The 24499-nt window shown below is 69.6% G+C and carries 20 protein-coding genes; 5 read left to right on the top strand and 15 right to left on the bottom strand.

What is annotated here, in order from left to right:
- Positions 1 to 20: 20 nt before the first annotated feature.
- From GGQ63_RS15085 to GGQ63_RS15075, 3 genes are all read right to left on the bottom strand, one after another.
- Complete coding sequence (locus tag GGQ63_RS15085; RefSeq protein WP_183857259.1) at positions 21 to 374, bottom strand: response regulator transcription factor; 354 nt, start codon at positions 372 to 374, stop codon at positions 21 to 23.
- Between the two features lie 5 nt (positions 375 to 379).
- Positions 380 to 1849, bottom strand: a complete 1470-nt coding sequence (locus GGQ63_RS22360; protein ID WP_183857257.1) for an ATPase domain-containing protein — start codon at positions 1847 to 1849, stop codon at positions 380 to 382.
- 137 nt (positions 1850 to 1986) lie between these two features.
- The gene (locus GGQ63_RS15075; RefSeq protein ID WP_183857255.1) at positions 1987 to 2469 is read right to left on the bottom strand and encodes a TspO/MBR family protein; all 483 of its coding nucleotides are present in this window, start codon (positions 2467 to 2469) and stop codon (positions 1987 to 1989) included.
- Between the two features lie 297 nt (positions 2470 to 2766).
- On the opposite strand from GGQ63_RS15075, the gene GGQ63_RS15070 reads away from it, so the two are divergent.
- From GGQ63_RS15070 to GGQ63_RS15060, 3 genes are read left to right on the top strand one after another with little or no spacing between them, the layout of a single operon-like run.
- Positions 2767 to 4989: an ATP-binding protein gene (locus tag GGQ63_RS15070; RefSeq protein ID WP_183857253.1), complete on the top strand. Its 2223-nt coding sequence runs from the start codon at positions 2767 to 2769 to the stop codon at positions 4987 to 4989.
- Positions 4989 to 5438, top strand: coding sequence for a response regulator (locus GGQ63_RS15065; protein WP_183857251.1), 450 nt, complete (start codon positions 4989 to 4991; stop codon positions 5436 to 5438). The genes GGQ63_RS15070 and GGQ63_RS15065 overlap by 1 nt, the downstream gene beginning before the upstream one ends.
- Complete coding sequence (locus GGQ63_RS15060) at positions 5435 to 6448, top strand: sensor histidine kinase (RefSeq protein ID WP_183857249.1); 1014 nt, start codon at positions 5435 to 5437, stop codon at positions 6446 to 6448. Before GGQ63_RS15065 ends, GGQ63_RS15060 begins: the two co-directional genes overlap by 4 nt.
- Here the strand turns inward: GGQ63_RS15060 and GGQ63_RS15055 are convergent.
- The 12 genes from GGQ63_RS15055 to GGQ63_RS15000 all read right to left on the bottom strand — a co-directional run bounded on the left by GGQ63_RS15055 (position 6405) and on the right by GGQ63_RS15000 (position 22098).
- On the bottom strand, positions 6405 to 6863 hold the full coding sequence (locus tag GGQ63_RS15055) for a response regulator (RefSeq protein WP_183857247.1): 459 nt from the start codon (positions 6861 to 6863) through the stop codon (positions 6405 to 6407). The genes GGQ63_RS15060 and GGQ63_RS15055 overlap by 44 nt on opposite strands.
- A 163-nt stretch (positions 6864 to 7026) precedes the next feature.
- A complete protein-coding gene (locus GGQ63_RS15050) occupies positions 7027 to 8727 on the bottom strand; it encodes a methyl-accepting chemotaxis protein (protein WP_183857245.1) in 1701 nt (566 codons plus the stop codon).
- Positions 8728 to 9063: 336 nt separating this feature from the next.
- The gene (locus GGQ63_RS15045) at positions 9064 to 10584 is read right to left on the bottom strand and encodes a methyl-accepting chemotaxis protein (protein ID WP_343061164.1); all 1521 of its coding nucleotides are present in this window, start codon (positions 10582 to 10584) and stop codon (positions 9064 to 9066) included.
- Between the two features lie 134 nt (positions 10585 to 10718).
- Positions 10719 to 13391 (bottom strand): LuxR C-terminal-related transcriptional regulator, encoded by a 2673-nt coding sequence (locus GGQ63_RS22355; protein WP_183857243.1) that lies wholly within the window; start codon positions 13389 to 13391, stop codon positions 10719 to 10721.
- 120 nt (positions 13392 to 13511) lie between these two features.
- Positions 13512 to 14606 carry an S-methyl thiohydantoin desulfurase family protein gene (locus GGQ63_RS15035; protein WP_183857241.1) on the bottom strand — a complete coding sequence of 365 codons (1095 nt, stop codon included), beginning with the start codon at positions 14604 to 14606 and terminating at the stop codon, positions 13512 to 13514.
- A gap of 2 nt (positions 14607 to 14608) precedes the next feature.
- Positions 14609 to 15697 carry an S-methyl thiohydantoin desulfurase family protein gene (locus GGQ63_RS15030; RefSeq protein ID WP_183857238.1) on the bottom strand — a complete coding sequence of 363 codons (1089 nt, stop codon included), beginning with the start codon at positions 15695 to 15697 and terminating at the stop codon, positions 14609 to 14611.
- A 10-nt stretch (positions 15698 to 15707) separates the two neighbouring features.
- Positions 15708 to 17249, bottom strand: coding sequence for a hydantoinase/oxoprolinase family protein (locus GGQ63_RS15025; protein ID WP_183857236.1), 1542 nt, complete (start codon positions 17247 to 17249; stop codon positions 15708 to 15710).
- Between the two features lie 58 nt (positions 17250 to 17307).
- Positions 17308 to 18375: an ABC transporter ATP-binding protein gene (locus tag GGQ63_RS15020; protein WP_183857233.1), complete on the bottom strand. Its 1068-nt coding sequence runs from the start codon at positions 18373 to 18375 to the stop codon at positions 17308 to 17310.
- A 30-nt stretch (positions 18376 to 18405) separates the two neighbouring features.
- On the bottom strand, positions 18406 to 19530 hold the full coding sequence (locus tag GGQ63_RS15015) for an ABC transporter substrate-binding protein (RefSeq protein ID WP_246429800.1): 1125 nt from the start codon (positions 19528 to 19530) through the stop codon (positions 18406 to 18408).
- 65 nt (positions 19531 to 19595) lie between these two features.
- The gene (locus tag GGQ63_RS15010) at positions 19596 to 20399 is read right to left on the bottom strand and encodes an ABC transporter permease (RefSeq protein ID WP_183857231.1); all 804 of its coding nucleotides are present in this window, start codon (positions 20397 to 20399) and stop codon (positions 19596 to 19598) included.
- Positions 20399 to 21286: an ABC transporter permease gene (locus GGQ63_RS15005; RefSeq protein ID WP_183857229.1), complete on the bottom strand. Its 888-nt coding sequence runs from the start codon at positions 21284 to 21286 to the stop codon at positions 20399 to 20401. Before GGQ63_RS15005 ends, GGQ63_RS15010 begins: the two co-directional genes overlap by 1 nt.
- A 47-nt stretch (positions 21287 to 21333) precedes the next feature.
- Positions 21334 to 22098 (bottom strand): aspartate/glutamate racemase family protein, encoded by a 765-nt coding sequence (locus tag GGQ63_RS15000; RefSeq protein ID WP_183857227.1) that lies wholly within the window; start codon positions 22096 to 22098, stop codon positions 21334 to 21336.
- A 317-nt stretch (positions 22099 to 22415) separates the two neighbouring features.
- Here GGQ63_RS15000 and GGQ63_RS14995 point away from each other — a divergent pair, with 317 nt between their 5' ends.
- Both GGQ63_RS14995 and GGQ63_RS14990 read left to right on the top strand, forming a co-directional pair.
- Positions 22416 to 23435 (top strand): nitroreductase family protein, encoded by a 1020-nt coding sequence (locus GGQ63_RS14995; protein WP_183857225.1) that lies wholly within the window; start codon positions 22416 to 22418, stop codon positions 23433 to 23435.
- Complete coding sequence (locus GGQ63_RS14990; protein WP_183857223.1) at positions 23432 to 24496, top strand: dipeptidase; 1065 nt, start codon at positions 23432 to 23434, stop codon at positions 24494 to 24496. Before GGQ63_RS14995 ends, GGQ63_RS14990 begins: the two co-directional genes overlap by 4 nt.
- Positions 24497 to 24499 lie beyond the last annotated feature (3 nt).

The raw sequence follows: 24499 nt of genomic DNA, 5'->3' as shown, positions 1-24499 counted from the left end.
CGCCGTGACCGGCAGCCCGCTCAGCCGAGCAGGCGCCGCACCAGCGCGAGCAGCTGCTCGGCATTGTAGGGCTTGGCGAGATAGGCGTCGTGGCCGCCGCGATAGGTCTCGGACAGCCCCTTCTCGGGCATCGAGGTGGTGAGAAGGATCGGCACGGTGACGCCCCGCGCGCGCGCCTCCATGATGAAGGTGAGCCCGTCCATGCGCGGCATCATGTAGTCGGTGACGATGAGGTCGGGCGAACGGGCAAGCGCGAGGTCGAGCCCCTGCTCGCCGTTGAACGCCACATCCACGGCGAATCCCTCGTCCTCCAGCAGCATGCTGCTGTTGAGAGAGATCAGAATCTCATCTTCGACGAGGAGGATCCGCTTCATCGGAGCTAGCGCGCCTCCGCGCCGTGCGGCGATGGGGGCGTTTCCCGGCCGTGCTCCTCCTCGCTCCGCCGCGGGGGGGTGCCCCCGACGGCGTCAACCCGGATGCCGCGATCGGTGACGATGAAATCGCGCGCGCGCGGGTCGAAATCGCTGTCGCGGACCTTGAGGATCGAGAAGCGCCGCTTGAGTACGTCGTCCTCGACCGCGTAGTGCAGCAGGATCACCCCGTCGACCATCTGCGACAGGTCGTCATGGCCGATATTGTTGGCGAGGAAGAACTCGCGGTTCTCGAGCGTCCAGACGAGGGTCGTGCCGAGCGCCCGCAGATGGCGGTTGATCGCGTTGATGACGAGGGCGAACCGTTCCGGGTGGAGAAGGGCACTGCGGAAAGGTCCCAGGCCGTCGACGAAGACACGGCGCGCCTTCCAGTGCTTCACCGCAGCGATCAGCTCATGGGCGAGTTCGTCGGCAATGTTCTCCGCAGGGCTGCGCCAGACGATGCCGAGCGCGTTGCGGGCGATCAGCCGCTCGAAATCGAGCCCGAGCGCCTTCGCCTTGCCGATCAGGCGTTCCGGACTCTCGAACAGGCCGAACAGGAGGCCGGGCTCCTCCTCCGTGCTCTCGGCGAGGAAATGCAGCCCCATCGTCGTCTTGCCGGAGCCGGAGGGGCCGTAGAGGAGCGTCGCCGAGGCGGCCGGGAAGCCGCCGCCGAGCATCCGGTCGAAGCCGGCGACGCCGCTGCTCATCCGGCCCTCCGGCGAGGCGCCCTCGCGCTCCAGCCGGTAGGCGGATTCGGTGCGCGGGAAGACGACGATGCCGTTCTGCGTGATGCGGAAGAAATGCGAGCCGCGCATGAAGCTGCCGCCGCGCTGCTTGTGCAGCGTCAGCTGGCGCGCTGCGCGCAGGCCGTGGGTGACGTCGCTCAGCTCGATCCAGCCGTCCACCATGGTGAATTCCGGCGAATCCGGCCCGCGGCGCTGATTGGTGAGCACCACCATGGTGAGCCCGAGCAGCGCCGCCTGCCCCTGCAATTCGTGCACGAAGCTGCGGAATTCGAGTTCGCTGCCGGCGACATCGTGAATGACGAACAGCCCGTCGAGCACGACGAGCGAAGCCCGCCGGCGCCGCGCCTCCTGGCCGAGCAGGCGGATGACGCCGCGCATGCCCTCCTTCTCGAGCGTCGAATAGGCCGAGATGTAGCTGAGCCGGTCCGGGATGCGGTCCTGGGCATAGAAGCCGAGCGCCTGCATGTAACGGATCATCCGGTCGTGCGATTCGGCGAGCAGGCTGACATAGAGCGCGACCTCGCCGCGGCCCGAATGATTGAAGCAGATCTGGTTGGCGAGGATGGTCTTGCCGGCGCCCGGCGGTCCCTGGACGATATAGGCCGCCCCCTGCAGCAGCCCGCCGTTCAACACCGCATCGAGCCCCTCGATGCCCGTCGGCGTCCGCCGAATCCCGTCTTCACCGCTCACGCCGGATCGTTCCCCACTTTGTCGGCCGGGGAACGGATGCGGCGCGCGGCCACTCCCCTACCGTCGACGACGACGCCGGCCGACCCACCCTCAATGTTCCGAAACGAGCGGCACGCGGTTCGGTTCCGCTCTTCCTGTCAATTGAGGGCGACGATGCTCGCGTTGAGCACGGTCGCGAAGCCGACCCAGGCGGCATAGGGCACGAAGAGCCACGCCGCCGGCCGGTCGATCCGCCGCGCCACGACGATGAAGGCGAGGATCGCGACGAGCAGCGGGAGGATGACGACGAGCCCGAGCGCCGGCATCTCGAGGCCGAAAAAGGCCGGCGACCACAGCCAGTTCAGGAGGAGCTGTACGCCCCACAGCCACATCGCCCCGCTCTTCGGCGCGACCCGCCAGATCCGCCAGCCGGCGACCGCGATGGCGACATAGAGCGCCGTCCAGACCGGGCCGAAGACGAAGGCGGGCGGATTGAAGGACGGCTTGACGAGGCCGGAATACCAGGCACCGGGCGTGTTGAGCAGGCCGATCAGCAGGCCGCCGCCGACCACGACCACAAGGAAGACGGCGAGCGCGGAAAGCCGCGCCGGAGACGCGCCGGCCCTGTCGAAACTGCCCATGATGCCGATCCGTCCCCGCTATACCTGTTCGCCGTGCCGCCTCGCCCTATTGTTGTTCGCCGCGCCGGCATTTCAAGGCCGGCGGGACGGCGTGTGGACTTGACTTCCCACCCGCCGGAACGGACCGTCCTCGCCCGGGCCGCCGATCGGCCCGCCCACAGGGAGCCCCCCGCCCTTGGTTCGCCCACATCCGGTTCATGAGAATCCGCCCCGCCGGGGTCCGGCCCGGCGCCGCGCCCGCACGCCCGACATCGGCTGCGGGCATCCTCGGCCCACCGCGCAAGACGAGGTGACAGGATGACGGACGCCAGGGACGATACGGCGGATCTCGACCTTTGCGCCCGTGAGCCGATCCATATTCCGGGCGCGATCCAGCCCTATGGGGTGCTGCTCGTGATCGACCCCGGCACCCTGCGCGTCGTGCAGGCGAGCGCCAATGCCGCGGAGAAGCTCGGCGCGCCGCTCGAGGCCGGAACCTCGCTCCCCGCCGCCCTGCCGGCGCTCGCCGAAGCGCTGTCCGGCGATGCCGCCCTCGAGGCAGGCGCCGACCAGCAGCGGATCGAGGCGGCCGGCCGCCACTGGCAGATGACCCTGCACCGCTCCGGCGCGCATCTGGTGGCGGAGTTCGAGGCTCCGCCGGCGGCCGAGGACGAGACCATGGACCGGCTCTTCCCGCGGCTGCGGCGCTTCACCGAGACGCTCACCGACGACGGCGATCTCGCGCGGCTGACCGGCCATCTCGCCCGCCATGTCCGGGCGCTGACCGGCCATGACCGCGCGCTGGTCTATCGCTTCGATGCGGAATGGAACGGCGAGGTGATCGCCGAGGATGGCAATGGCCGCCTGCCCTCCTATCTCGGCCTGCGCTTCCCCGCCGGCGACATCCCGGCCCAGGCGCGGAGGCTCTACCGGCTCAGCCGGCTGCGGATGATCCCCGACATCGACTACCGGCCCGTGCCGATCATGCCGGCGATCGATCCGCCGGTCGATCTGAGCCTCGCGACGCTCCGGAGCGTCTCGCCGGTCCATCTCGAATACATGCGCAACATGGGCACGGCCGCCTCGATGTCGGTGTCGATCCTCGTCGCCGGCGAGCTGTGGGGCCTCGTCGCCTGCCACAGCGCGCGGCCGCATGCGGTTTCGCTCAACATCCGCAACGCCTGCGATTTCGCCGTCCAGGCGGCCGCCGCGCGGATCGAGGCGCGCGAGCGAAGCGCCGGCGACGCGCTCCGGCTGCGGCTCGGCGAGGTGCTCGGCCGGCTGCTCGGCCGCATGGCCGCGGCCTCCGACTGGCGCCGCGGCCTCGTCGAGGCGGGACCGGAACTGCTCGCTCAGGTCGGCGCATCGGGCGCGGCGATCGTCGCCGAGGGCTCCTATCATGCCGTCGGCGACGCGCCGGAGGAGGCCGGGGTCCGCGCCATCGTCGCCTGGCTCGAGGCGCGGGGCGAAGGCGACCTCTATGCCACGCCGGCGCTCGCCACGCTGTTGCCCGAAGCGGCGAGCTTCGCCGCGGTGGCGAGCGGCCTCCTCGCCATCCGCATTTCCGAACTCCATCCGAGCTGGCTCCTGTGGTTCAGGCCGGAGGTGGTGCGCACCGTCAGCTGGGGTGGCGATCCGCACAAGACGGTCGCAGAGCACGGCCGCATCCATCCGCGCGCCTCCTTCGCGGCCTGGCAGGAGCAGGTCCGCCTGACCGCCCTGCCCTGGCGGCCGGCGGAGATCACCGCCGCGCAGGACCTGCGCGCGGCGATCGTCGGGATCGTGCTCAGAAAGGCCGAGGAACTCGCCGCGCTGACGCAGGAATTGCAGCGCTCCAACAAGGAGCTCGAGGCCTTCTCCTATTCGGTGTCGCACGATCTCCGCGCGCCGTTCCGCCACATCGTCGGCTATTCGCAATTGCTGCGCGAGCGGGCGCCGGAGCTCGACGAGAAATGCCGGCATTATCTCGACAGCATCGCCGACGCGGCCCTCTCGGCCGGACGGCTCGTCGACGACCTGCTCGCCTTTTCCCAGCTCGGCCGCACCCATGTCGCGTCGACCGATGTCGACATGAACAAGCTCGTCGCCGAAGTGAAGCACACGCTCGCCTTCACTCTCGAGCAGCGTGCGATCGACTGGCGGATCGATCCCTTGCCGCCGGCCTGGGGCGATCCCAATCTGTTGCGGCAGGTCTGGCTCAATCTCGTCGAAAACGCGGTCAAATATACGCGGCCGCGCAATCCGGCGCGGATCGAGGTGACCGGCTGGGTCGAGGGCGACGAAACCTGCTACCGGGTCCGCGACAACGGGGTCGGCTTCGACATGGCCTATGTCGACAAGCTGTTCGGCGTTTTCCAGCGCCTGCAGCGGGCCGAAGACTTCGAGGGCACGGGCATCGGCCTCGCCCTCGCCCGCCGCATTCTCGACCGCCATCACGGCCGCATCACGGCGCAAGGACGCCTCGACGAAGGAGCCGAATTCATGTTCGCACTGCCAAGGAACCCGACAAGGAAACCGACAGGGAAGCCGACGAAGCCATAATGTCCGAACTCCGTCCGATCCTCCTGGTCGAAGACAGTCCCCGCGATCTCGAACTGACGCTCGCGGCGCTCGAAAAATGCCAGCTCGCCAACGACATCGTCGTCGCCCGCGACGGCGAGGAAGCGCTCGACTATCTCTATCTGCGCGGTCCGTTCGCCGGCCGCGCCGAGGGCGACCCGACCGTCGTCCTGCTCGACCTCAAACTGCCCAAGATCGACGGCCTCGAAGTGCTGCAGAAGGTCAAGGGCGACCCGGCGCTGCGGCACGTGCCGGTCGTCATGCTGACCTCCTCGCGCGAGGAGCAGGATCTCGTCCGCAGCTACGAACTCGGCGTCAACGCCTTCGTCGTCAAGCCGGTGCAGTTCAGCGAGTTCTTCAAGGCGATCCAGGACCTCGGCGTGTTCTGGGCGCTGCTCAACGAGCCGCCGCCGCGTTACCGACTGCGATGAGCCGCCCCTCCGTGCCGCAGGCGCCGCCCCGCATCCTGCTCCTCGAGGACAGCCCGCTCGACGCCGATCTCATCGCGGCGCATCTCGACCGCCTCGTGCCGGCGCCGGACATCGTGCGGGCGACCGGCCGGGCGGACTACGCCGCCGCGCTCGAAGCCGGCGGTTTCGACGTCATCCTCTCCGACTACTCGCTGCCCGGCTTCGACGGCATGATGGCGCTCGATCTCGCCAAGGCGGCGGCCCCCGACACGCCCTTCATCTTCGTCTCCGGCGTGCTCGGCGAGGAGATCGCGATCGATTCCTTCCGCCGCGGCGCCACCGACTATGTGCTGAAGCAGCGGCTGATCCGGCTGCCGGCGGCGATCGAACGGGCGCTCGCCGAGACGCGCGAGCGGGAGGAGCGCCGGCGGGCGGAGCGCCAGCTCGAACTGCTCGTCGCCGAACTGAGCCACCGGGTGAAGAACACGCTCGCCATGGTGATGTCGATCGCCCGCCGGACGGCGCGCGGCAGCGGCTCGGTGGCCGAATACGAGGAGGCGTTGATCAGCCGGCTGCGCGCCCTCGCCGAGGCCCATGCGCTGCTCTTCGAGGCGAACTGGGGCGACACGAGCCTGCGGCAGATCCTCGAGCGCACGCTCGACCCGTTCCGCCGCGACGGCGAGCGGACGATCGGCCTTTCCGGACCCCGCGTTCCGCTGGCGCCGAAGGCGGCGCTCGCGCTCAGCCTGATCCTGCACGAACTCGTCACCAATGCGATGAAATATGGCGCGCTGTCGTCGGCGAACGGCCGGGTCGACGTCTCCTGGACGCTCGACGAGAGCGGCGGCCGGCCGATGGTCGATCTCGTCTGGCGCGAGAGCGGCGGACCCGAAGTGGCGCCGCCGACGCGGGCGGGCTTCGGCAGCACGCTGGTCGACCGCAGCATCCGCTACGAACTCGACGGCACGGCCGATCTCGACTTTGCGCCTACGGGCGTCGTCTGCCGGCTTCGCTTCGTGACGGCGGTCTGACCGCCGCCCCGTCGGCGCCGGCCTTCGCGGTGCCGCGGAAATGCTCGACCATCAGCCCGCGCAGCCGCTCGGCGTCGAGCGGCTTGGGGAGCTTGGGCAGGACGGCGAGCTGCTCCTGCAGCGTCGGCAGTTCGACATAGCCGCTGCTGACGATCACCGGCACGCCGGCCGCCTGCAGCCGCTCGATCAGCGGGAGAGAGGACTCGCCGCGCAGGTTGAGATCGACGACCGCGCCGTCGATCGCCTCGTGCGCCACCGCCTCGAGCGCCTCCCCGAGGCGTCCATAGGGTCCGACCACGGTGCAGTCGAAGTCGACCACCGCGTCCTCGAGTTCCATGGCGATCAGGAAATCGTCCTCGACGAGCAGCACGCGCAAGCCGGCGAGAGGCGAAGCCGCCCGGCCGGTGGACGTCATCGGACGTACCCGGCAGCCGGACGGAGGGCTGTTTTCGGCATCATGCCGCCTCAACTCGGCTTTGCCGCCCCGGTTCCGTGCGGCAGTGCCGGCGGCCGCGACACGAAAAGGCCCGGCCGCCCGTCCGATCGGAGGGGCGGCCGGGCCGTATGGTCGCCTCGTCTCAGCCGCTGGCGCGCAGGCTGCGGACGATCTCGTCGACCCGGCGCTGCATCTCGTCCGCCTGATCGGAAAGCGAGCTCGACAGGCTCGACAGCTGCGTCGAGGCGGCGCCGGTCATCTCGGCCGCGCGGCCGACACCGGCGATGTTGTCGTTGACCGCCCCGGTGCCGTCCGCCGCCATATTGGTGTTGGCGGCGATCTCGCGGGTGGTCGCGGTCTGCTCTTCGACCGCCGAGGCGATCATCGCGGTCGCCTCGCGGATCTGCGAGATGGTGCCGACGATCGTCTCGATCGAACCGACGGTGCGCCCGGTCGCCTTCTGGATGTCGGCGACCTTGTGGCCGATCTCCTGCGTCGCCCGCGCGGTCTGCTCGGCGAGCTGCTTGACCTCCTGGGCGACCACCGCGAAGCCCTTGCCGGCATCGCCGGCGCGGGCCGCCTCGATCGTCGCGTTGAGCGCGAGGAGGTTCGTCTGCGAGGCGATGTCGGTGATGAGCTTCACCACCTCGCCGATCTTCGCGGCGGCCTCGGAGAGCTCACGGATGTCGGACGCGGTGCGGTTGACCTCCTGCGAGCCGTCGACCGCCATGTCGGCGGCACGCGAGACCTGCGAGCCGATCTCGCCGATCGAGGAGGTGAGCTCCTCGGTCGCGGCGGCGACGGTCTGGACGTTGTTGGAGGCTTCTTCCGCCGCGCTCGACACGGCGACGGCCTGACGCGAGGTCTCCTCGGCGCTCGCCGAGAGATTGCGGGCGGCCTGCGACACCTCGCTCGAGGAGTTGGCGAGCGCCTGGGCGAGCGCGCCCATCTTCGTCTCGAAATCGGCAGCGATCGCCGCACGTTCCTCCTTCAGCCGCTCGGCGGCGCGCAGATCGGCGAGACGCGCCTCCTCGCGGGCCCGGTCGGCGGCCTCGAGCGCGCCGCGCAGTTCCTCGGCGGCGACCGCCATCTTGCCGATCTCGTCCTTGCGGTCGGTGCCGGCGATGGTGAGATTGAACTGGTTCTTGGCGAGACTTTCGAGCGTCGACCGGATGCCGTCGATCGGCTTGACGATGCCGAAGCGGGTGGCGAAGACGGCGATGCCGAGGACGACGACGAGACCGCCGAAGAGCAGGGAATAGACGAGCGTGATGGTCCGGGCGGTCTCGGCGTGGAGGCCGTCCTCCAGCGCATCGAGCGCCGCGACCTTCTCGTCGATGAGAGCCGCGATGTCCTGCGTCAGCGTCTCGAGGAGGGGCATGCAGCTCGCGTTCCATTCGGCCGCGATGCTGAGGTTCGACTGCGCGTCGGTCGATGCGTTGGCGCGCTGCACGACGTCCCCGCAGTTCACCGTGACGAACTGCTGGAAGCGGCCGCGGAGCGCTTCGATCGATTGCTTCGCCTCCGGCAGCCGCTCCGCGGCGGCGTCGATCATCTTGCCGAAGCGCTCGATGGCAGCCTCCTGCGTCGCAATGGCTGCGGCATTGGCCTCGGCGTCGGTGGCCGAGAGCGAGCGATAGACCGCCTGCCCGTATTGGACGACGAACCGGTTCGCACGAGCGAGCAGGAGCGTGGCGCGCGACGGGCCTTCGAGGGCCTCGCCATAGGCGTGGTCGATCGTCTGCATCTTGGTTCCGGCGAACAGCACGCCGCCGGCGGCGAACACGCCGAGCAGCAGCAGGAGCGAAGCGATCTTCGCGATCAGGGGCAGGTTCTTGAACATGAGGACTCCTCGGTGGAACGGTGGGCAACCCTGGACCGCAGAGCCCCCATGGCCCCCTTCCAGGCGAAGTTGTCCGAGGAATCCATGGCCCGGCTTGCGCGGGGCTGGCGTCGTGCTCGCCTTGCCGTGACAGGCGAGCGGGCGCATTCGGCATCGGAGGAATGTCAGGCTGAAAGGCGGTGGGCCCGCCGCTGTCCCTTTGCGAACGGCTCCGCCTGAATCGCCGAAAGGCCGGAGCGGATCCGGCCTTCGGTCACAGTCGAACGTGTGCGATCGCGCGGCGGGCGCGGCCCGCCGCTTCCGGGACCGTGAAGGGCAGGTCGCCGGCGATGCGGATCAGCCGCTCGCGCGCAGGCTGCGGACGATGTCGTCGACCCGGCGCTGCATCTCGTCGGCCTGATCGGAGAGCGACGTCGACAGGCTGGAGAGCTGGGTCGAGGCGGCGCCGGTCATCTCGGCCGCCCGGCTGACGCCGGCGATGTTGTCGTTGACCGCGCCGGTGCCGTCCGCCGCCATGTGAACATTGCTCGCGATCTCGTGCGTGGCGGCGGTCTGCTCCTGCACCGCGGAGGCGATCATCGCGGTCGCCTCGCGGATCTGCGCGATCGTCGCGACGATCGACTCGATCGAACCGACGGTGCGGCCGGTCGCCTTCTGGATATCGGCGACCTTGTGGCCGATCTCCTGCGTGGCACGGGCGGTCTGGTCGGCGAGCTGCTTGACCTCCTGCGCGACGACCGCGAAGCCGCGGCCGGCATCGCCGGCGCGGGCCGCCTCGATCGTCGCGTTGAGCGCGAGGAGATTGGTCTGCGCGGCGATGTCGGTGATCAGCTTCACCACCTCGCCGATCTTCGCCGCGGCCTCCGACAGCTCGCGGATGTCCGAGGCGGTCCGGTTGACCTCCTGCGAGCCGTCGACCGCCATGTCCGCGGCACGCGAGACCTGCGCGCCGATCTCGCCGATCGAGGAGGTGAGCTCCTCGGTCGCGGCGGCGACGGTCTGCACGTTGTTGGACGCCTCTTCCGCCGCGCCTGTCACCGCGATCGCCTGGCGCGACGTCTCCTCGGCGCTCACCGAGAGGTTGCGGGCCGCCATCTGCACCTCGTTCGAGGAACTGGCGAGCGCTTCGGCGAGCAGGCCCATCTTGGTCTCGAAATCGGCGGCGATCGCCGCGCGTTCCGCCTTCAGCCGCTCCTGCGGCCGGATGACGCCATAGCGGACACCGGCGAGCGCCAGCAGCAGCATCAGAACCAGACCGCCGAACAGCGAGGCATAGATGACGATCACGGTCTGCGTGGTGTCGCCCTTGAGAACGCCTTCCGCGACCCGCAGATTCTCGATCTGCGTATCCGAGACGGCCGCGATCTCCTTCGAGAGCCGGCTGAACAGCGGCGTGCAGGAGCGGGTCCATTCCTCGCCGGCGAGCAGCCGCTGCTGCACATCGGCAGCGCCGTTGACGCGCTCCCGCGTCGCGGCGCAGCTGCCTCCGATGATCTGCGCCAGTTCGGCCCGCAGAACCTCGATCCGGGCGGCGTGCACGGGGTCGATGCGGGCGGCTTCCTCGAACAGGGCCTCCGCCCGGTCGAGCGCCTCGGCCTCGGCCGCCACCGCGGCCTCCCGTTCCTCCGGGGTGAGCGAGGCGAGTGCCTGATGCAGATTGAGCGAGAAGGTGACGACGAACCGGTTGGCGCGGGCGAGCAGGAGCGTCGCCCGCGCAGGACCCTCGAGGGCCTCGCGATAGGCGGCGTCGATCCCCGCGATCCGGTTTCCGGTGAAGACGATGCCGACACCGGCCGCGATGCCGAGCAGGAGCAGGAATGACGAGACCTTCGCCATCAGAGGGATCTTCTTGAACACGACGACTCCTCGGTCGGATGTTGCGACGCCCGGATGCGGAAGCCCCGACGGCCCCTCCGGACAAGGTTGACCGAGGAATCCCCGGTCCGGCTTGCGCGGGGCTGGCGTCGCGCGGGAAGGGGATGATCCGACCGTCAGCCGGCGCGCAGCATCCCCGTCCGGCGGGCGACGGCGATGGCGAGGCTGCGGCGGCTGACGCCGAGCTTGGCGTAGAGGTTTTTCAGATGGAACTTCACCGTCGCCTCGCTGACGCCGAGGTCGCGGGCGATCTCCTTGTTGGTGGCGTCGCGGGCGAGCAGTTCGAGCACCTCGTTCTCCCGCTCGCTCAGGATCTCGCCGCGCCCGCCGGCGGGCCGGGTCGGGCCGCAATGCTGCGCGGCGCCGGCGATGCGGCCGATGAACTCGGCCGTGCGCGGGCTGAAGGCGGACAGGCCGAAGCGGCGGACGATGCCGCGCACGGCCTGGGCGAGCGGCGCGCCCTCGTCGAGAAAGACCTGCAGCGCGTCCTGTGGCTGGGCGAGCGCGATCGCCCGCTGCAGCGCGGCGCGCGCCGCGTCGAGCCGCTCGGCGGCCCAGTCGGCCTCGACCGCCACCACCGTGCCGAGGAGGAGATGGAAGCCGCGGCCGTGCCGGCGGCTCGTCTCCGCGAGGCGGTCGAGGAGGGAGGCGGCCTCCTCCGCGCGTCCGGCCCGCACCTTGATACGGGCGAGCGCGACCGCGGCGTCGCTCCACTCCCGCCAGGACGGCCAGGCCGCCTCGTCCTCGATCGGCGGCAGGTGGGCGGCGAGGTGGAGCGCGGAATCGATCAGCCCGGCGCGGGTCAGAAGCTCGATCCGCAGCACCTCGACGGCGAGCCGCAGCCGCGGCAGCGACCGCTCGACGGCGACCTCCTCGGCGCGGTCGGTCACGGCGAGCGCCGCCTCGATGCCGGCGGCGGCGAGCCGGCAGCGGGCGAGCACGCCATAGCCGCGCACGAACAGGTCGACCCAGCCCTCGCCGCGGGCGAGATGCGGCATGCCCTCCCCCATCAGCCGCTCGGCGGCGGCGAGATCGCCCTGGTGATAGAGCGCCTCGGCGAGCGGGATATGGGCGATCGCGACGAGATTGCGGTCGGTGCCCTGATGCCGCCGGCAGAGGTCCTCCGCCTCCTCGCCGAACAGAACCGCGGTGTTCAGCCGGCCCGACAGGATGGCGACGAGGCCGAGATGGATGAGCATGAAGATCTGCCCGTAGGAGGCCTTCTCCTCGCGATAGCAGGTGAGCGATTTGAGTGCATTGGTGCGCGCCGCCTCGAGATCGCCGTGCACCGTATAGGCGATGCAGAGATGGTTGTAGATCCAGCCGCGGCTCCAGGTCTCGCCGGGCCCCATGCGCTGCGCCATCGCCTCCAGCCAGGCGATCTCCCCGGCGCCGGGCGTGCGGTCGTTGTGGATGTCGATCAGCCCCTCGATATGGTCGAGCGCGGAGAGGGGGATGGCGGGGAAGGGCGAGGGCTCGCCGCCCTTCCTCAGTTCGAGGATCAGTTCGCGCGCCATCTGCACCCGGCCCTGCTTGGCGAGCACGAGGGCGTAGGAGAGCATCAGGCTCGGCGAGCGGTAGATCACATCGGTCGGGATGTTCTCGATCAGCCGGGCGAGCACGGTGTGGCCGGCGCGGATGAACAGGCTGACGCCGCCCGCCTGACGGATCGCTTCCGCCGCGAGCGCGAAATCGCCGCCGCGCGAGGCGTGGCTGACCGCCTTTTCGAGATGGCCGCGGGCGGCGAACCAGCCGGCGGCGCGGGCGTGCAGGCCGTCGACGCGCTCGGCGGGAAGCAGGCCGAGCTGCGCCGCGAAAGTCGCCCGCAGCACCGGATGCAGCCGCAGCCAGCCCGGCTGGCCGGCGACCGGAACGATGATCGGCGCGAAATCCTCGAGATCGCCGAGCGAGCGCGGCCCGACCGCGACGCCGGAGAGATGGGCGGCGAGATCGAGGGGGAATTCGGTGAGGATCGAGCAGACGGTGAGCGCCTCGCCCATGTCGGTGGGGAGATGCGGCACCACCTCCTCGACGACGAAATCGCGCCAGAGCCGGTGCGTGCCGGCGAGCAGCGCGGCGCGCGCCTCCCCCTGCTGCGGGTCGGCAAGGAGCGGCAAGGCGAGGCCGACCAGCGCCGGCCAGCCGCCGGTCAGCGCCGCGAAGGCCTCGAACGCGTCGGCGGACAGCCGGCGACCGACCAGTTGCTTCATCTCGGCGCGGGTGAAGGCGAGCTCGTCGGCGAGGATCTCGGTGACGAGCCCCTTCAGCCGCAAGCGCGACAGGGGCAGGTCCGGCCGCCGGTGCGTCGCGACGACGACGCGCAGATTGTCCGGCAGGGCGCGGAAGAGTGCGTCGGCGCAAGCCGCGAAGGCCTCGCCGGTCGCGGCCTCGAAGCCGTCGAGCATCAGGATCAGCCGGCCACCCTCGGCGGCGAGGCGGGCGAGGAGGAGCTGCCGCGCCCGCTCGGCGCCGAGCCGCTGCGCCGGCGCCGTGTCGAGGCCGAAGGCGGCGGCGAGATGGTCGAGGAAGCGCTCCGGCTCGCGGTCTTCCGCCGACAGCGTGAGCCAGGCGACACGGTCGCCCGGGCCGCCGAGCTGCGCGGCGGCCGCGGCGAGCAGTTCGCTCTTGCCGAAGCCGGGCGGCGCCTTCAGCACCACCACCTGGCCGGCCAGGCCGGCCAGGATGCGCTCGACGAGGGCGGGCCGCTCGATCGGCTCGAAGCCGCGGCGCGGCACGGAAAACCGGCGGTCCGGCAGGCCGATCCGGTCGACGAAAGGGTGTATCGACACGATCCGCCGCCTCCGTTGAAACGTTCAGCCCTCTCCCCTCGTCACCTCAAGCAAGTTCTGCGCCTCATCGTTACGCCTCACGGGCACGCTTCGCGCGATCCCGTTCTCTCAGGGTCGGCTTCAGGCGGCCAGACCGAGCGGCCGGTAGGGCTTGTCGAGGCCGAACGCCTTCGGTCCGAATACGGCGAGCGCCTCGGGGGTCCGCATGATCGGCGGCACCCGGACGGCGAGCACATTGACGCGCTGCCCATAACGCAGGCGCTCGGTGGTGATCGCCTCACCGGTGTCGAGGTCGAGGATCGAGATCAGGTCCGGCACGATGGCGAGCACTTCGCCGTCGCGCTCGGCGACGAGGTTCTCGTTCTGGATCAGGATCTCGACCGGCGCGCTCGACCGGTCGAAGGCCTCGATCTTCACCGTGCCGACCGACCAGCCGTTCTTCACCCCGCGCGCCACGTCGACGACCTTGCCCGAGGCGACGATGCGGGCCTCCTCGTAATGCGTTCCGGCGAAGAATTCGATCAGACTGTCGAGCACGTCGCGATGCGCCGCCTTCGCGGCCCTGACCGTGCGGCCGATGCCGAGCGCGAGCGACATCGTGCCGGGCACCGAGACGCGGCGGCAGGTGGCGCCGTCCATGCCGTAATTGGCGATATAGGCCTGGCCGCCCATGCGGATGGTCAGGCCGCGGGCGAGCCATTCCGACTTCGCCGCCGCCTTCACCTCGATGATGCCGGTATTGCCGCGCTCGTCGGCGATCGCCACCGGGCCGGCGGGCACGCCATAGACGTTGAAGGTCTCCATTTCGAGCTGCGGAAAGGCGCGGCCCATGCCGTCCGCATCGATCACCGGCAGGCCGCGCTGTGCGGCCGCCATGATCGGGATGGTCGAGTTGATGCCGCCGGCCTCGAACGGGATCAGCGCATCGAGCGGCCGGCCCGTGTAGCGGACATAGAGATCGAGCGCCCGGCCCATCTCCTCGCCGCTCGGGATCTTCTCGATCAGGATGGTCGGCGCGCCCATCGCGCCGCAGGCGACGATGGCGAGATCGTCCGGCACCGCGTCGAGCGGCATCAGCGGCACCGGGCCGAACGCCTCGATCGCGGCGCGGGCCATCAGCTTGCCGATATAGGGATCGCCGCCGCCGCCGGTGCCGAGAATGGCGGCGCCGACGGCGAGGTCGTCGAGGTCGGCGAGGGTGATATGGGTGGACATGCTCAGACCATCGTCTCGATCGGCGTGAAGGGCTCGGAGAGGCCGAAGCAGCGCGGCCCGAAGACGTCGAGCGCCTCCGGCGTGCGCATGATCTGCGGCACCGCGACGGCGACGACGGTGACCCGCTGGCCGTAGCGCAGGCTCTCGGTGGTGATCGGCTCGGCGCTCTCGCTGTCCATGATGCAGATGAGATCCGGCACGATCGCCTTCACCTTGCCGTCGACGCGGGCGATCAGGTTTTCGTTCTGGATCTCGATCTCCATCGTGCCCGCAAAGCCGGCGAGCCCGTCGATGCGGGCGCGGCCGAGCGAGAAGCCGTTGCGCGTCTCGCGCGCCACGTCGACGATCTTGCCGGTGAAGATGATGCGGCCGTAATTGTAGAGCGTCTGCGGCAGCAGCCGCAGCAGCGCCTCGAACGGGCTCTCGTGGCGCGCCTTCGCCGTCCTGAGGCAGCGGCCGATCCGCATCGCGAGGGTGAGCGTGTTCGGCACGGCGGTGCGCTTCACGTCGGCGCCCGACATCGAATACTCCGCGATATAGGCGCAGCCGCCCATGCGGATCGCCACCATGCGCGACAGCCATTCCATCTGCTTGTTGTCGGCGCCGTTGAGCAGGGTGGAATCGCCGTATTCGTCGGTCACCACCATCGGGCTGCCGGAGACGCCGTAGACGCCGAAGGTCTCCATCTGCAGTTCCGGGAAGGCGCGGCCCATGCCGTCGGCATCGACGATCGGCAGGCCGAGCCGGGCGCCGACGACGAGCGGGATGGTCGAGTTGATGCCGCCGATCTCGATCGGCATCGTCGCATCGGCGCGGCGGCCGAGATAGCGCTCGAGAAGGCGGAGCGAATCGATCGCCTCCTCGCCGCTCGGCAGTTTCTCGACCAGCACGGTCGGCGCCCCCATCATCGCGGTCGGGATGACGAGCGCGTCGTCGGCGAGCGCGGAGGGGTCGATCAGTTCGACCGTCAGCCCCTCGTCGAGGCAGCGCTCGACCATCAGGCGGCCGACATAGGGATTGCCGCCGCCGCCCGTGCCGAGAAAGGCGGCCCCGACCGCGAGATCGGCGAGATCCTCGGATGTGAGCTTCATCGCCCTCTCCTCACGCCATCACCAGATCGCCGACCGCCTTGACCCGGATGCGCGTCGCATTGCCGGGCAGATAGGAGAGCGGCACCTCCTCGACGTCGACGATCTTCACCGTCGCCGGATCGGCGCCGGCCTTCGCCGCGCGCTCCGAGGCCTCGGCCTTCGCACCGCCGAGCACGATGTCGCGCGAGGTGCCCTCGAGCGAGAAGATGCGGTCGACCTCGCCGCCGACCTGCGCGATCGCCGCGCCGATCGCATTGGCGACCGAGGCGTTCTCCGGCCGGATCACCTCGGAGGCCGAGGGAAGCGGGCGCGAGACGAGGATCGAGCCGCCGCCGACCAGGATGACGGGCAGCGGCTCGGCGCTCGTCTTCATCCGGTCGACCGCCTCGTCGACCATGCGGTGGATGGTGTCGAGCGCGGTCTCGATCGTCTTTGCCGGGATATGGGCGACGCGCGAGCGGTCGCCGATCTCCTCGAGCCCGGCGGCCACCACGATGTCCGTCGTGGTCAGCGTGTCGCCGCCGAAGACGAGCGCCTTCGAGGTGATCTCGTAGCCGACCGAATCCGGCCCGATGCGGGCGCCGTCGTCGCGAACGATCGAACCGCCGCCGAGGCCCACGGCGAGCACGTCCGGCATGCGGAAATTGGTCCGCACGCCGCCGATATCGACCGCGACCGCGGATTCGCGCGGAAAGCCCTGCATCAGCATGCCGACATCCGAGGTGGTGCCGCCGATGTCGACCACCATCGCCTCCTTGCGGCCGGCGAGCATCGCGGCGCCGCGCATCGAATTGGTCGGTCCCGAGGCGAAGGTGAGCACCGGATAGCGCTCGACATAATCGGGCGTCATCAGCGTGCCGTCGTTCTGGCTGATGAAGAAGGGCGCTTCGATGGCGAGTTCCTTCAGCGCATTGCGGAACGAGCCGACCACTTTCGTCGACAGGTCGGCGAGGCAGGCATTCATGATCGAGGCGTTCTCGCGCTCGAGGAAGCCGACGCGGCCGATCTCGTGACTGAGCGAGACGGCGAGATCGGGGATCTCGTTCTTCAGGATCTCGGCGGCGCGCTGCTCCATCACGGGGGTCACCGGCGAGAAGACGGAGGTGACCGCCGCGGTGCGCAGGCCCCGGGCGCGGATCTCGCCGGCGATGCGCAGGATCTCCTTCTCGTCGAGCGGGGCGATCTCGCGGCCGTCGAATTCATGGCCGCCATGGACCATGAAGGTGTGCCGGCCGAGCACGCCGGCGAGGTCGTCCGGCCAGTCGGTCATCGGCGGCAGCGCCTTCGTCGCCGGCAGGCCGAGCCGGATCGCCGCGACCTCGAGCAGGCGCTTGCGCTCGACCACCGCATTGGTGAAATGCGTGGTGCCGATCATCACCGCCTGGATCTCGGAGGCCGCGACGCCGGTGATGCGCAGCACCTCCTTCAACACCGCGGTGATGCCGGAGCTGACATCGGCGGTGGTGGGCGTCTTGCAGGCGCCCCTGACGGTCATGCCGTCCATGAGGGCGGCGTCGGTGTTGGTGCCGCCGACGTCGATGCCGATGCGCATGGGAAGCAAACCTTCGCTGGGAATGGGCGGTCTGGAATGATCGAGAAGCGGTCGGCGCTCAGGCGAGGAGCGTTTCCGACCAGTCGGGCGCCCAGCCGATCGTCACCGCCGTTCCCGGCGCGAAGCGTTCGACATGGGCCTGGTTCTGCCGCTCGGCGACGATCTCCTGATCGCCGACGGCGAGACGATAGCGGACGATCGCGCCCTGATAGGTCTCGCTCACCACCGTCGCCGGCAGCCGCGCGTCGCCCTCGCGGAGCGCCGTCCCGATCAGGATGTTCTCCGGCCGCACGACGAGCTTCGCCGCCGCGCCCTCGGCAAGACCGGCGCCGGCGCGGCTCGCCAGTTCGCTGCCGCCGAGCGCCACCACCGCCATGCCGTCCGCCACGCGCCGCACCGCGACGTCGACGACGTTCGAATGGCCGATGAAGCTCGTCACGAACAGCGTCTTCGGCCGCTCATAGATCTCCTGCGGCGTGCCGACCTGGACGATGCGCGACTTCGCCATCACGCCGATCCGGTCGGACATGGTGAGCGCCTCGTCCTGGTCGTGGGTGACGTAGATCGTGGTGATCTTGAGCTTTTTCTGAAGGTCCTTGATCCAGAACTTCATCTCTTCGCGCAGGCCCTTGTCGAGCGCGGAGAGCGGCTCGTCGAGGAGCAGGATGCGCGGCTCGGTGACGAGCACGCGGGCGAGCGCCACACGCTGCTGCTCGCCGCCCGAAAGCTGGCGCTGATAGCGCGTCTCGTAGCCGGAGAGCCCGACCTGCCGCAGCGAATCCTCGATGCGGCGGGCGATCTCGGCCTTCGGCAGCTTTCTGAGCTTGAGGCCGAAGGCGATGTTCTCCGCGACGTTCATGTGCGGGAAGATCGCGTAGTTCTGGAAGACGATCCCGATGTCGCGCCGCTCCGGCGGCAGCGCGGTGATGTCGTCGCCGCCGATCAGGATCCGGCCGGAGGTCGGGCGGACGAAGCCGGCGATCATCCGGAGCGTCGTCGACTTGCCGCAGCCGGACGGTCCGAGAAGGGAGAAGAACTCCCCCTCCTCGATCGCCAGATCGACGTCGGAGACGGCGTTCCCCTCGCCATAGCTCTTGGTGAGGTTCACGAGGCGGATGTCGGACATGGTCTCTCCGGCTCCGGACGCTGCGTTCGATCAGCCGGCGAAGATGCCGTTGACGGTCTCGACGATATCGGCCTCGTTCTCGTTGTAGCTCTTCCAGTCCGGCGTCCAGTAGCCGGCGGTCGAGTCTTCCGTGTTCGAGACGCCCTTCGAGGAAAGGTTCGGCGTCACCACCACGTTCTTGTTGACCGGCCGCTGATAGAACTTGTCGCACATGACCGACTGGAGCTTGGTGTCGAGGGTGAGGTTGAGCAGCGCATAGGCGAGCTTCTTCTGCACCGGCTCGAGATATTTGCTGACGGTCTTGGTCTGGGTGAGGATCGGCTTGACCTCGTCCCAGATGTACGGCGCGACTTTGATGCCGCGGTCCATCATCTGGTAGACCTCGGCGTCGTGCTGGACGGCGACCGCCACCTCGCCGCGCTCGAGCAGGGTCTGCATGTTGCCGGTGAAGTCGGAGATCTTCATCGGCATCGCCGCCTTCATCGCCTCATAGCCCGCGTCGAGATCGTATTGATCCTTGCCGAACAGGGCGCAGGCAGCGATGAAGAAGTCCATCTGCAGGCCGTTCGAGGTCACATAGGTGCCCCGCTTGCCGGCATATTTCTCGTCCCAGAAATCCTTGAAGGACTTGATCGGGGGATCGACCAGATCGGTCCGGTAGGCGTAGCAGTAGCGGGTGTAGCTCCAGGTGATGCCGACGCCGGTCGCGGTCGCGAACGGCCAGATGTTCTTGGCGTTCGGCACGTTCTCGACGACCTCGTCGACCGGGGTGAAGAAGTCGCCGGCCGCCGCCGTCTTGAACATCTCGCCATAGTTCCAGTTGGCGATGGCGAAGGGCGGCTTCTCCGGCCCGCCGGCGACGAATTTCGGGAACCAGGGGAAGGAGCTCTCGTAGACGATCTTGCAGTTGAAGTCCTTCTCGAAGGCGTCGAGCATCTCCTTGCGGACGATCTCCTCCCAGAAGCCGCCCCATTCGGCGACATTGAGCGTCGCGCCGCCGGCGTCGAAGACGCCGCCGTCATAGACGGCGTCGGCCGACCAGGCGTGGTTGATGTTGAACAGGTTGACGCCGGCGCCGAGCGCGGCGAGGCCGCCGGCGGAGCCCTTCAGAAAGCCGCGGCGGGTGGCGCCGCTTTTGTCGATCGTCTTCATCATGCGGTTCCCTTTGATGTTCACAGCGGAAGGCCCGCCCTTCTGTCGGGGCGTGGCGGAAGCGGGGTTCAGGCTCGGAAGACACGGCGCAGGCTGACGAGCCGTGCGGAGACGACGGTCGAGAGCGCGACGAGGGCGATGGCGAAGATGCCGGCGGCGGCGGCCGTGGGTTCGAACTTGTAGCGAAGCGAGATGTACATCGCCATCGGCAGCGGCTCGTGGTTCGGCACGGTGAGGAAGAGCGTCGTCTCGAACTGGCCGAAGGAGACGATGAAGGCGAAGATCGCCCCCGCCGAGATGCCCGGCGCGATCAGCCGCAGCGTGATCTTCATGAAGGCGGTGAGGGGCGAGGCGCCGAGGCTGCGCGCCGCCTCTTCGAGCGACAGGTCGAAGCCGACCATCGAGGCGGTGACGGTCGCGATGACGAAGGGGAAAGTGACGAGGACATGGCCGATCAGGAGGCCCGGAAAGGAGCGGGCGAGGCCGATATCCGTCGTCACGTAGAAGACGTAGAGGGCAAGGCCGAGCACGACGCCCGGCAGCACGACCGGCAGCATGAAGAAGCCGCGCAGGATCGCCGCGGCGCGGCTCCGCGAGCGCGACAGATAGACCGCGGCGAGCGTGCCGAGCACGGTCGAGATCAGCGTCGCGACGAGCGCCAGCACGAAGCTGTAGAGATAGGCGCCCATGAAGGTCGGCGAGGAGAGGAAGGCGATCACCCAGCGCAGCGACAGGCCCTTGGGCGGAAAGGTCAGATACTCCCCGGCATTGAGCCCGGCGAGCACGACGATCACCACGGGCAGGAGCAGGATGACGAGGGCGAGGATCGCGACCGCCCTCATCGGCCAGGAGACGGCGGGTTCGTCGCGCATCAGGTCCGCCCTCCCGAGGTCAGCACCGCGGCGCGGTGATAGACGAAGACCGCGACGAGGCTGGTGAGGAAGAGGATCGCCGCGACCGCGGCGCCGAACTGCCAGCGGCCGGCCTCGGCGATCTGCTGGTAGATGTGGATCGGCAGCACCACGACCTTCCAGCCGCCCATCAGCGCCGGCACGACATAGGAACTGATCGAGAGGGCGAAGACGAGCAGCGAGCCGGCGAGGATGCCCGGCATCGACAGAGGCAGCACGACCCGCCGGAAGGCTTCGCCCCGGCTCGCGCCGAGGCTGCGGGCCGCCTCCTCGAGCGAAGGATGGATCGCCCGGATGATGCCGACGAGCGACAGCACCATGAAGGGCAGCGTCACCTGGACGAGGCCGACGACGACACCGAAGGCGTTGTACATCAGCGGCAGCGGCTCATCGATCAGGTGAAGGCCGATCAGCGCGCTGTTGATCAGGCCGGTGTCGCCCATCAGCACCATCAGCCCGTACATCCGGATCACCATGTCGAGCTGCATCGAGGCGAGCACGAGGATCATCAGCGCGGTGTTGCGGCCGGGATGCTCGGTCTTGGCGATCAGGAAGGCGAGCGGATAGCCGAGCACCAGCGCCACCGCCGCGACGACGACGCCGAGGCCGATCGAGCGCAGGATCGCCTCGTAATAGAGCGGCCGGGTGAAGATCCGGACGAAATTGTCGAGCGTGAAGGCGTCGGTGAGCGTCACGACGCCGGGCACGGTCTTGTTGAAGGAGATCGCGAGCAGCGACAGGACGGGCACGACGAAGAAGGCGAGGAAGAACAGGAAGGCCGGCAGCACCAGCCACCACAGCCGGAAGCCGCCGAACGCCTCGCTGATCGAGACCCCCCGCCGGCGCATCGCCGCCCTCCCTCCGATCGTGCCCGCCGAGCTCATCGCGCCGCCGCTCACTCGGCCGCGAGCGCGGTCGGCAGGACGATCGAATAGCCGACCATCTCCTTCACCGGCGGCGGCGGATAGGTGAGCCTGCTCTGGCTGAGACCGACGTGGACGAGCGCGCAGGCGACCGACACCGCGGTCGGGATCGGATCGATCACCGGGATGTCGATGCCCTGCGCGAGCAGCCCGGCACGCACCGCGCCGGCGCAGCCGAGCAGGCCCGTGCAGCCGAAGATGAGCGCCTCGGCGCCGTCCACCTCGACCGCCAGCACCGCCTGCTCGACGAGCCGCGCCTGCGTCACGACGAGATCCTTCTCGAGCTCGAGCACCGGGATGTCGACGTGGCGGACCGACGCCATCTTGCCCGAGAGGCCGTAGACGGCCGCCTCGTTCTCGAACTGGGCGCGCAGCCGGCGCATCACCGTGACGACGCTGAAGCGATGGCCGAGCATCGCCGCGACGTGCATCGCCGTTTCGGCCGGGCCGAGCACCGGGATCGACACCACTTCGCGCACCGCCCGAAGGCCCGGATCGCCCATGCAGTCGATGACGATCGCGTCGGCGCCCTCGCGCTCGGCCTCGATCGCCTTCACGATCGTGCCCGGCACGGACATCGCGATCTCATACTCGCTCTCGATCGAGGCCGGACCGTCGTCGATCTGGCTGTGGCTGACCACGAGCCCGTCATATTGCAGCGCAGCAAGATCTTCGGGCCGCCGGAAACCCTTGGTGGTAATCGGGGAAAGAACCCGGACGTCGACCGGAGCCGCCATGTTCGCCTCGCTCGTCTTCGCGATGCGGAAACGGTCGCACCGCAGGCGCCGCTGAAGAAGGGGCGAAAAGAGATAGGTGGGGAACTGATTCGGAGGGTCGGCCGGCGCAACTTTCCTTCGCCGACCTATCCGAAAGGAGGGGTTTCGAAGCGGGCGGCGCTTGATCGCGTTCGACTTTCCGCTCCCGCGCCGTCTCGCGGGGAGGGCGGCCCGCGCGGCCCGGCGCGGCATCCCGGGTTTGACAGCGGCCGGCGCGGCGACGACCCTCGGCCTCGCTTTCCGGCCCCCCGGGGCCGCCCTTCCCGCGCGAACGGTTCATGCCCGCGAAATCCGACCGCCTTCTCTCCGAGCTCCTCGCCGCGCTCCGCCGGCGCACGGCGCTCATGCGCAACGTCGCCTATGACACGCGCCGATTTCTCCGCGCCGCCTATCTCGGCGACGCCCGCTCGCGCGAGAGCCGCAAGGCGCAGATCCATCTGCAGGCCCATTTCCTCGAACATGGCCTGTCGCTCCGGGCACCGCGGCCGGGCTTCGGCCGCGACCGCGCCGCCGAACTCTGCGCGGCAACGGAGCATTACATCGCCGATTACGGCGTCGATGCGAGCGCCGAGATCGCCGTCAAGGCGCTCGCCGCCTATGCCGCCTTCAATGCCGAAAGCGGCGGCGCGATCGGCGCGCTCGCCGGCACGATCGCCGCGCTCGGGACGCGGATCGAGCGGGCGCGGGCCGAGCTGCTGGGCGGCACCGAGGAGGTCACCGCGGAGGGCATCCGGCAGCAGGCGGCGATGGACTTCCTGCGCTTCATGGAAGCGCGCCACAGCGTCCGCAACTATGCCGACCGGCCGGTCGAGCGGGATGCGATCGAGCGGGCGGTGCGCGCCGCGCAGCAGACGCCGTCGAGCTGCAACCGCCAGACCTGCCGCGCCTACGTCTTCACCGCGAAGGACGACATCGCCCGCGTCCTCGCCTTCCAGCAGGGCCATCGCGGCTTCGGCGACCAGCTCGGCGGCCTCGCCGTCGTGACGAGCGACCTGCGCCACTGGAACGCCGTCGGCGAGCGCTATCAGGGCTGGATCGACGGCGGCATGTTCGCGATGACGCTCGCCCTCGCGCTGCACGCCGAGGGGCTCGGCGCCTGCATGCTCAACTGGAGCACGACCGCCGACATCGACCGCGCGATGCGCGCCTTCGTCGGCATCCCCGACGAGGAGCTCGTCATCACCATGATCGGCTTCGGCCACATGCCGGAGCGCTTCAAGGTGCCGCGCTCGCAACGCAAGCCGCTCGACGAGGTGCTGCGCCTCGCGCCGCCGCTGCCGGGGCGGGCGAACGGATGAGCGCCGCACCCGTCGCCGTCTTCGACGGCCACAACGATGTCCTGCTGCGTCTCTATACCGAGGGCGGCGAGGCCGGGATCGCCGCCTTCCTCGCCGGCACGACGGCCGGCCATATCGACCTGAAACGGGCTCGCGCCGGCGGGCTCGCCGGCGGCCTGTTCGCGATCTTTCCGCCCTCGCCCTCCTCCGCCGCCTTCATGGCCGCGATGACCGGCGAGGCTTACGACCTGCCGCTGCCCGAGCCGCTGACGCTCGCCGAGGGAGAGGCCTCGACCTTCGCCATGGCGGCGATCCTCTTTCGTCTCGAACGGGCCTCGGCCGGCGCGCTCGCCGTCTGCCGCAGCGTCGAAGAGATCCGCGCGGCGATGGCGCGCGGCGCGCTCGCCGCGGTGATGCACATCGAGGGCGCCGAGGCGATCGGGCCCGATCTCGATGCGCTCGACGTCCTCCATGCCGCGGGCCTGCGCTCGCTCGGCCCGGTCTGGAGCCGGCCGAACCGCTTCGGCCATGGCGTGCCGATGCGCTTCCCCTCATCGCCCGACACCGGGCCGGGTCTCACGCAGGCCGGCCGCGACCTCGTCCGCGCCGCCAACCGGCTCGGCATCCTGATCGACCTGTCGCACATCACGGAACAGGGGTTCTGGGACGTCGCCGCCCTCTCCGACGCGCCGCTCGTCGCCACCCATTCGAACGTCCATGCGATCGCCCCGGTGTCGCGCAACCTGACCGACCGGCAGCTCGACGCGATCCGCGAGCGGCGCGGCGTCGTCGGGCTCAACTTCGCCACCGCCTTCCTGCGGCCGGACGGCCGCATGATCGCCGACACGGGTCTCGACGTGATGCGGCGCCATCTCGACGCCCTCCTCGAGCGGCTCGGCGAGGGCGGCGTGGCGCTCGGCTCGGATTTCGACGGTGCCGTGGTGCCGGAGGCGCTCGCCGATGCGGCGCATCTTCCGGCGCTCTTCGGGCATCTCGGCGCGCACGGCTATGGCGAGGCGCTGATCGCCCGCATCGCGCGCGAGAACTGGCTCGACCTGCTCGCCCGCACCTGGAAGGCCTGAGCG

The sequence above is a fragment of the Prosthecomicrobium pneumaticum genome, assembly GCF_014199915.1.
Taxonomy (GTDB): domain Bacteria; phylum Pseudomonadota; class Alphaproteobacteria; order Rhizobiales; family Kaistiaceae; genus Prosthecomicrobium; species Prosthecomicrobium pneumaticum.
This window is presented reverse-complemented; position numbering and strand designations above follow the sequence as displayed.

What these genes read in the sequence shown, in the direction of transcription:
- GGQ63_RS15055 (WP_183857247.1), bottom strand. Translation starts at nt 6,863, where the DNA reads ATGACGTCCACCGGCCGGGCGGCTTCGCCTCTCGCCGGCTTGCGCGTG.
- GGQ63_RS15065 (WP_183857251.1), top strand. Translation starts at nt 4,989, where the DNA reads ATGTCCGAACTCCGTCCGATCCTCCTGGTCGAAGACAGTCCCCGCGAT.
- GGQ63_RS15030 (WP_183857238.1), bottom strand. Translation starts at nt 15,697, where the DNA reads ATGAAGCTCACATCCGAGGATCTCGCCGATCTCGCGGTCGGGGCCGCC.
- GGQ63_RS15075 (WP_183857255.1), bottom strand. Translation starts at nt 2,469, where the DNA reads ATGGGCAGTTTCGACAGGGCCGGCGCGTCTCCGGCGCGGCTTTCCGCG.
- GGQ63_RS15025 (WP_183857236.1), bottom strand. Translation starts at nt 17,249, where the DNA reads ATGCGCATCGGCATCGACGTCGGCGGCACCAACACCGACGCCGCCCTC.
- GGQ63_RS15020 (WP_183857233.1), bottom strand. Translation starts at nt 18,375, where the DNA reads ATGTCCGACATCCGCCTCGTGAACCTCACCAAGAGCTATGGCGAGGGG.
- GGQ63_RS15050 (WP_183857245.1), bottom strand. Translation starts at nt 8,727, where the DNA reads ATGTTCAAGAACCTGCCCCTGATCGCGAAGATCGCTTCGCTCCTGCTG.
- GGQ63_RS14995 (WP_183857225.1), top strand. Translation starts at nt 22,416, where the DNA reads ATGCCCGCGAAATCCGACCGCCTTCTCTCCGAGCTCCTCGCCGCGCTC.
- GGQ63_RS15010 (WP_183857231.1), bottom strand. Translation starts at nt 20,399, where the DNA reads ATGCGCGACGAACCCGCCGTCTCCTGGCCGATGAGGGCGGTCGCGATC.
- GGQ63_RS15060 (WP_183857249.1), top strand. Translation starts at nt 5,435, where the DNA reads ATGAGCCGCCCCTCCGTGCCGCAGGCGCCGCCCCGCATCCTGCTCCTC.
- GGQ63_RS14990 (WP_183857223.1), top strand. Translation starts at nt 23,432, where the DNA reads ATGAGCGCCGCACCCGTCGCCGTCTTCGACGGCCACAACGATGTCCTG.
- GGQ63_RS15070 (WP_183857253.1), top strand. Translation starts at nt 2,767, where the DNA reads ATGACGGACGCCAGGGACGATACGGCGGATCTCGACCTTTGCGCCCGT.
- GGQ63_RS15015 (WP_246429800.1), bottom strand. Translation starts at nt 19,530, where the DNA reads ATGATGAAGACGATCGACAAAAGCGGCGCCACCCGCCGCGGCTTTCTG.
- GGQ63_RS15085 (WP_183857259.1), bottom strand. Translation starts at nt 374, where the DNA reads ATGAAGCGGATCCTCCTCGTCGAAGATGAGATTCTGATCTCTCTCAAC.
- GGQ63_RS15005 (WP_183857229.1), bottom strand. Translation starts at nt 21,286, where the DNA reads ATGCGCCGGCGGGGGGTCTCGATCAGCGAGGCGTTCGGCGGCTTCCGG.
- GGQ63_RS15000 (WP_183857227.1), bottom strand. Translation starts at nt 22,098, where the DNA reads ATGGCGGCTCCGGTCGACGTCCGGGTTCTTTCCCCGATTACCACCAAG.
- GGQ63_RS15035 (WP_183857241.1), bottom strand. Translation starts at nt 14,606, where the DNA reads ATGTCCACCCATATCACCCTCGCCGACCTCGACGACCTCGCCGTCGGC.